Here is a 6,426-nt window from a genome sequence, read left to right as displayed (position 1 = left end):
TGGGAATAGATATGTTCCAAGGTATCGGAGGTTGTAACTGTACTGAAAGATAAGGTATTGATCGTGATGAAAAGTAGTATTTCTCTAAAGGATATCAAGGTATATGCCTATCATGGTTGTCTTAATGAAGAAGCTCAGATAGGAAGTTGGTATAGGGTTGATTTGACCATTTGGGCAGATTTACATTCTTCTATCGAATCTGATGAACTATCAGATACAATAGATTATGTACGCCTAAATCAGATTATAGTACAACAGATGGCTATACGAGCTAAATTATTGGAAAATGTTGCGGGGCGAATACTTCAAGTAATAAAGACTGAATTTCAGCAAATTAAACAGGTGGAAATAGAGGTTGCTAAGATAAACCCTCCTTTGGGAGGCGATGTTGCTCAAGTAAGTGTAAAAATAATTGACTAATTATTTGCGAACTTGAAAAATTTGCCCTACATTTGCACCCTGTAAAAGGCATCATGGCCGAGTGGCTAGGCAGAGGTCTGCAAAACCTTGTACAGCGGTTCGAATCCGCTTGATGCCTCAATTAAGCAATAAAAAAACAGGATACTTATGACAAATGTATTAGAAAAATTTGTACAGGATATTAAAGCTAACGTACCAGGCTTTATTGCTGTATCAGTAACTGAGGTAAATTCAGGAGTTTCCTATATTGCTTCTTCTGCATTACCTGATTTTGATCCTAATTTAGCCTCTGCTTATAACCTAGAAGTGGTAAAAGCAAAAATGAAAGCGCTAGAAATATTAGGATTGGCAGGGAAAGAAAAGATTCAGGATATTCTTTTCACTCTTACCAATCAGATACACGTAATTGATATTGCTCCTAACGGCAATTACTTTGTATATTTGGTGGTAGATTCCTCAAAAGCAAATATCGGAATTACTCGTTCCTTGCTTGCTAGGTATAAGAAAGATTTACAGTCTATATTCTAAGATTAAAAGTTAATGTTGTTAAAGACTATCATTGAAAAATGGTAGTCTTTTTTTATTTTAATTACTTTATTTCTAGAAAAAAGAGTATAAAAAAGATATACTCTCATAAAATAAATCTATTAAGAAAATAATTTTGTTATGATTTTTTTTACTAACTTTGTGCTATCTTAAGAAATCAAGGAAATGAGATATCTTTCTTCTACGATCTTTCTGTTTCTGTTGGGATTTCTCTTCGGAAATGCGCAACAAATAACAGATATAGAACATATTTTTTCTAATCCTTCTCCTATACAATGGTCTATACCTATCCCTTCTGGGGAAGCTCTTCCGGTAGAATGGCATTTGCGCTCTACCTCAATGGATAAAGAAGGTATCCGCACCTTTGTTGGGTATGGAAATAACACCCTTGTAGGTACACTTTCTATGGATAATAAAGGTACTTTCAAAGGCTCTATATTCGGTAAAAACGGGTATGAACTCAACATTTCTAATGATGGAAACTTAGTGGTAACCCAAAAGAAAGCCTCTAAGGCGAAATGTGGCACACATTCTCAGCATACAGCTACCACCCAAAGGGGACAAAGTGGCTTTCGCTCAGCTAATAGAAGTACTTCTTATGATTTGCCAAGCCTTTCCGATGGGGTGTTCAGAGAGTATCGCCTTGCAGTAATGATTAGCTACAAGGATTATGCATCAGATAAGTTTGATAAAAACATAAATAAAATACACGCTTTCTGGGCAGAAATAGAAACTTTTCTCAATGAAATATTTGTTAGAGACGTAGGTATTCGCTTTAAAATGGTGAAAGATGACCGACTCATCATCACCGACCCTAAGAAAGCTAATGAAATATACAATGTACTTACAGTTACTAAGGTCATCAATAACCTTATTGGGGAAGAAAACTATGATGCTGGGGCTACGTATAACAAAGTAGATGGTAATTTAGCAGGGCTAACGGCTACAGTAGGTGCTATCAACGGGTGGAAAGGAAGTGTTTTGGTACACGACCAAGAGCTAACTACCTTAGCGCACGAGATGGGGCACCTCTTTGGGGCTAATCACCCGTATTCTATTCCTGATGGTTTAGTCATTTTAAAGGCAGAACCACAGTTGGGACAATCGGTAGTGAGCTATAATGAGCCTTTCCTAACTAGTTTTCTTGGACTTGCCAATATCATTGAAATGCAACAACACATCAAGAAAGCAGATAAACCCCATATACCTACTCATAAAGCACAAAATACACCACCCATCATTGACAAAGACAAGATGCAAGAGGAGTATCTACTACCTAAAGGCTCTTATTTCAAAATACCTATCTATGCAAACGATATAGAACAAAAGGAATTATACTACACCTCTGTGCAGTATGACTATAAATTATCAGATAAAGCCTCTCGATACATAGTTAGTCCACCACAACGAGACCATAATTTATATTTTATGAAGAAGTATGGCGACGGAAACGGGGCGCTTATTCCCTCTTCTGACCCTGTTGATAACGTAGGAACGTATCATATGCTCCTTGCTGTGAGTGATGCGCCAGATGTTCAAGCTGCTATTGACAATAAGCAAGCACCTTTGTACGACACTTATTTGACCCGATTAAAGGTAGTAGAAGCCACTCCCTTCAAGATTACGTCTGAGGTGAAGCCTCAATACAAAACAGGAGAAAAGTTTATACTGAAATGGAGTGTAGACAGCAACTTTTTCCCGAAGGATAGTAAAGTACGTATCTCCTTGTCTGATGATTTTGGAAAGACTTACAAGCATATTTTAGTCCCTTCAACAGAAAATGATGGAGAATGTGAAGTAGTAATGCCACAGACACCTATCGGTAAAACAGACCATTACCCTGTGGTACCTGGTATCTTCGTGTCAGGACTAGGAATTCTGAAGATAGAAGTTATTGACGGCTTAGTATTCGATATCTCTGACCATAGATGGACAGCTGGTATAGAGGTTGTACAAAGTAATCTTACCTTTCATAACCTACCTAAACAGAATTATGTAACCCTAAAAGAGGGAGAGCAAATACCTGCAAAAGCCAATGTTACAGCCTCTTATAAAGGGGTGCCAGTTGAGGTATCCTATGAAGAAACTCAGCAGAAAGATGAGATTACAAGAACTTGGATTGCGAGAAAAGAATCAGAGGAGTCCTCTTATGTTCAGTATATTCATATAAACAAAGAATCAGAAGAACAAACCTCTACACCTACAATAGCCAATACACCAACACTCAGAGTATATCGCTTAGCAATGTATATCACTTATAATGCTTTTAGTAGAACTTTCAAAAAGGATATTCAGAAAGTAAAGCAATTCTGGAAAGATACAGAGGCATTTCTCAATAAAGTATATATGAGGGATATAGGTGTGAAGTTTGAATTAGTTGATGATGAACGATTGATAACGACAGAGCCAAGTGAAGAGAAATTTAAAATAAGCCATAATTCAAGTTATGTGGTGGGGCTTTCTACTCAAGTAATCAACGATCTTATTGGAGAAGAAAATTATGATATAGGGATTTCTATTTCTTATACTTCTTCTCGAGGCATACGAGGACTTGCAATTATAGATGGAGGCTATCGAGCTTCGGATAAAGGGGCTGCAGTGGCTACCCCTACTAAGGATGTTATTGCTCACGAAATAGGACATCTTTTTGGGGCAAGACATACTTTCAGTGGCTCGGTCTCAGATCCTGCTAGTGAAAAGACAGAATATGATAGAGGGCAGTCTATAATGAGCCACGGGGTAGAAAGAGAGTTCTTCTCTCTCTCTAGTATTCAGAGAATTCGTGAGAAACTTCTTCAAGCACCCTATAAGAGGGGAATTACTTTTGCCTCTAACCCTCCTAAGATTGATGCTACAAAAATTAAGAAAACCTATACAATTCCTAAGGATACCTATTTCCAATTCCATATTCCTGCTACGGATCCTGATAGCTCACAATTACTCTATATGGTTCAGCAACGAGATGTGCGATTGGGAGAAGAAGTCTCAATTGCTCAGTATGCCATTGTAAAGCCCTCTGAGAGGGAACCTGTTACTTTTAGTAGAGCTTATAGCTTGAAAACGGGAAATGAGATTGCTAATAGCTGGACACCTCATCAGCAGGCTGGTACTTTTACTTTCTGGTTAGGGGTAAGTGATGCCCTCCCAGAACAAAATGAGGATTATATAGTACAATATGACCTAGCAGAGACCAAAGTAACTGTGAAGGAAGGTATTCCTTTTCACGTAACTACACAGACTATAGGGAAGAACTACAAGGTAGGAGACAAGCTTTCTCTTACTTGGAGCGTAGATAATGATATCTTTAAGGGAACAAAAGTACGTATCCTCCTTTCTGATGATTTGGGAAAAACGTTCAAATACACTTTGGCAGAAAATATTGATAATAATGGAAGCTATGAACTTACTCTTCCTAATCTTTCGATAGGGAAGATTATCTATGGGGAAACTTCTTTAAAAGTACCTGCAGGAGTCATCAAAATAGAGGTTGTTGATGGAATAGCCTTTGCTATGACCAATTATAACCCTAAGAATGGAGGAGGTTTTACGATTCAAGGAAGTGAAGAACCTAAGGAACCTTTGACTTTCATTACTACCCCACAGAATATAACGCTCTCTTGTGGGCAACCTTTGCCATCAGTCGTTTATCCTACAGTGAAGGGGGGCTGTGCTCCTAGCATTACTTATAAGGAAGAAATGAAGGGAAAAAGCTGTGCAAATACTTATCTTCTCGAGCGTATATTCACAGTAAGTGATACCTGTGTTTCATCTATTAGTTATACTCAAGAGATAAAAGTAGAGGATAAAGAAGCTCCTGTATTTGTAGGAACCCTTCCTCAGTCATTGACAATAGAAGAAGGACAACCGGTTCCTGTACAAGCTACCCTTACAGCTACAGATAATTGTGGAACGGCAGAAGTAACTTCATCTCGACAAGAAGAAAAGACAGGAGGAAAGCTCAGTAAGGTTATTTATAGTTGGACAGCTACCGATGCTTGTGGGAATCAGGTAAGTCATACCCAAATAATTAGTATTACTCCTAAGCCTGAACCGACTCCAGAGCCTTTGACCTTCGTTACTACCCCTCAGAATATAACGCTCTCTTGTGGGCAACCTTTGCCATCGGTGGTCTATCCTACAGTGAAGGGAGGCTGTGCTCCTAGCATTACTTATAAGGAAGAAATCAAGGGAAAAAGCTGTGCAAATACTTATCTTCTCGAGCGTATATTCACAGTAAGTGATACTTGTGTTTCATCTATTAGTTATACTCAAGAGATAAGAGTAGAAGATAAAGAAGCCCCTGTATTTGTAGGAACACTTCCTCAGTCTTTGACAATAGAGGAGGGGCAAGCAGTTCCTGTACAGGCAACCCTTACGGCTACAGATAGTTGTGGAACAGCAGAAGTAACTTCGTCTCGACGAGAAGAAAAGACAGCAGGAAAGCTTAGTAAGGTTATTTATAGTTGGACAGCTACCGATGCTTGTGGGAATCAGGTAAGTCATACCCAAATAATTAGTATTACTCCTAAGCCTGAACCGACTCCAGAGCCTTTGACCTTCGTTACTACCCCTCAGAATATAACGCTCTCTTGTGGGCAACCTTTGCCATCGGTGGTCTATCCTACAGTGAAGGGAGGCTGTGCTCCTAGCATTACTTATAAGGAAGAAATCAAGGGAAAAAGCTGTGCAAATACTTATCTTCTCGAGCGTATATTCACAGTAAGTGATACTTGTGTTTCATCTATTAGTTATACTCAAGAGATAAGAGTAGAAGATAAAGAAGCCCCTGTATTTGTAGGAACGCTTCCTCAGTCATTGACAATACAAGAGGAGCAAGCGGTTCCTGTACAGGCTACCCTTACGGCTACAGATAATTGTGGAACAGCAGAAGTAATTTCGTCTCGACAAGAAGAAAAGACGGCAGGAAAGCTCAGCAAGGTTATTTATAGTTGGACAGCTACCGATGCTTGTGGAAATCAGGTAAGGCATACCCAAATAATTAGTATTACTCCTAAGCCTGAACCTAAGCCTGAACCAGAACCGACTCCAACCCCAACTCCAGAGCCAAAGCCTTTACCTCCAACTCCGAATCCTATTCCGGAACCCCAACCTGTGCCAGAGGTTACTCCCGAGAGAGAAGAAGTAAAGGTCTATAATGGGGTTTCTGTAGAGGTAGGAGGAGAGAATTATTTCAAAGTAGTGCATACAGATGAAGGCAAGCCTATTCATTTGCAAATTTATAATGAAATGGGACTCAAGGTGTATGAATCGGAACAATATCAGAAGAATGATGAATATTTTAAGGGTTATTCAAATGTTAATGGAGTAGTAGGAAAAGGCAGTAGAGTTTCACAGGGTACTTATTTCTATTTGCTATATTATTATTACAAGGGAGTACAACAGCTGAAAAAGGGATTTTTGTATGTAAAATAATACCTAAATCATAATTTATCTAACAAG

General features: G+C 38.7%; 3 protein-coding genes and 1 tRNA gene. All 4 read left to right on the top strand.

The window, feature by feature from the left end:
- Positions 1-66 precede the first annotated feature (66 nt).
- On the top strand, positions 67-420 hold the full coding sequence (folB, locus tag RYK20_RS07220) for a dihydroneopterin aldolase (RefSeq protein WP_297980488.1): 354 nt from the start codon (positions 67-69) through the stop codon (positions 418-420).
- A gap of 47 nt (positions 421-467) precedes the next feature.
- Positions 468-538, top strand: a tRNA-Cys gene (locus RYK20_RS07215).
- Between the two features lie 29 nt (positions 539-567).
- Positions 568-948 (top strand): hypothetical protein, encoded by a 381-nt coding sequence (locus RYK20_RS07210; protein ID WP_297980491.1) that lies wholly within the window; start codon positions 568-570, stop codon positions 946-948.
- A 183-nt stretch (positions 949-1,131) separates the two neighbouring features.
- Positions 1,132-6,399 carry a reprolysin-like metallopeptidase gene (locus tag RYK20_RS07205; RefSeq protein ID WP_314894933.1) on the top strand — a complete coding sequence of 1,756 codons (5,268 nt, stop codon included), beginning with the start codon at positions 1,132-1,134 and terminating at the stop codon, positions 6,397-6,399.
- Positions 6,400-6,426 lie beyond the last annotated feature (27 nt).

This window comes from uncultured Capnocytophaga sp., assembly GCF_963525585.1.
In the GTDB taxonomy this organism is placed as follows: domain Bacteria; phylum Bacteroidota; class Bacteroidia; order Flavobacteriales; family Flavobacteriaceae; genus Capnocytophaga.
Note: the sequence above shows the minus strand (reverse complement) of the source record. Positions and strands in the feature narration are given on the sequence as shown.

Bases quoted from the DNA above. Each gene is read 5' to 3' on its own strand.
- RYK20_RS07205 (WP_314894933.1), top strand. From the start codon at position 1,132: ATGAGATATCTTTCTTCTACGATCTTTCTGTTTCTGTTGGGATTTCTC.
- folB (WP_297980488.1), top strand. From the start codon at position 67: ATGAAAAGTAGTATTTCTCTAAAGGATATCAAGGTATATGCCTATCAT.
- RYK20_RS07210 (WP_297980491.1), top strand. From the start codon at position 568: ATGACAAATGTATTAGAAAAATTTGTACAGGATATTAAAGCTAACGTA.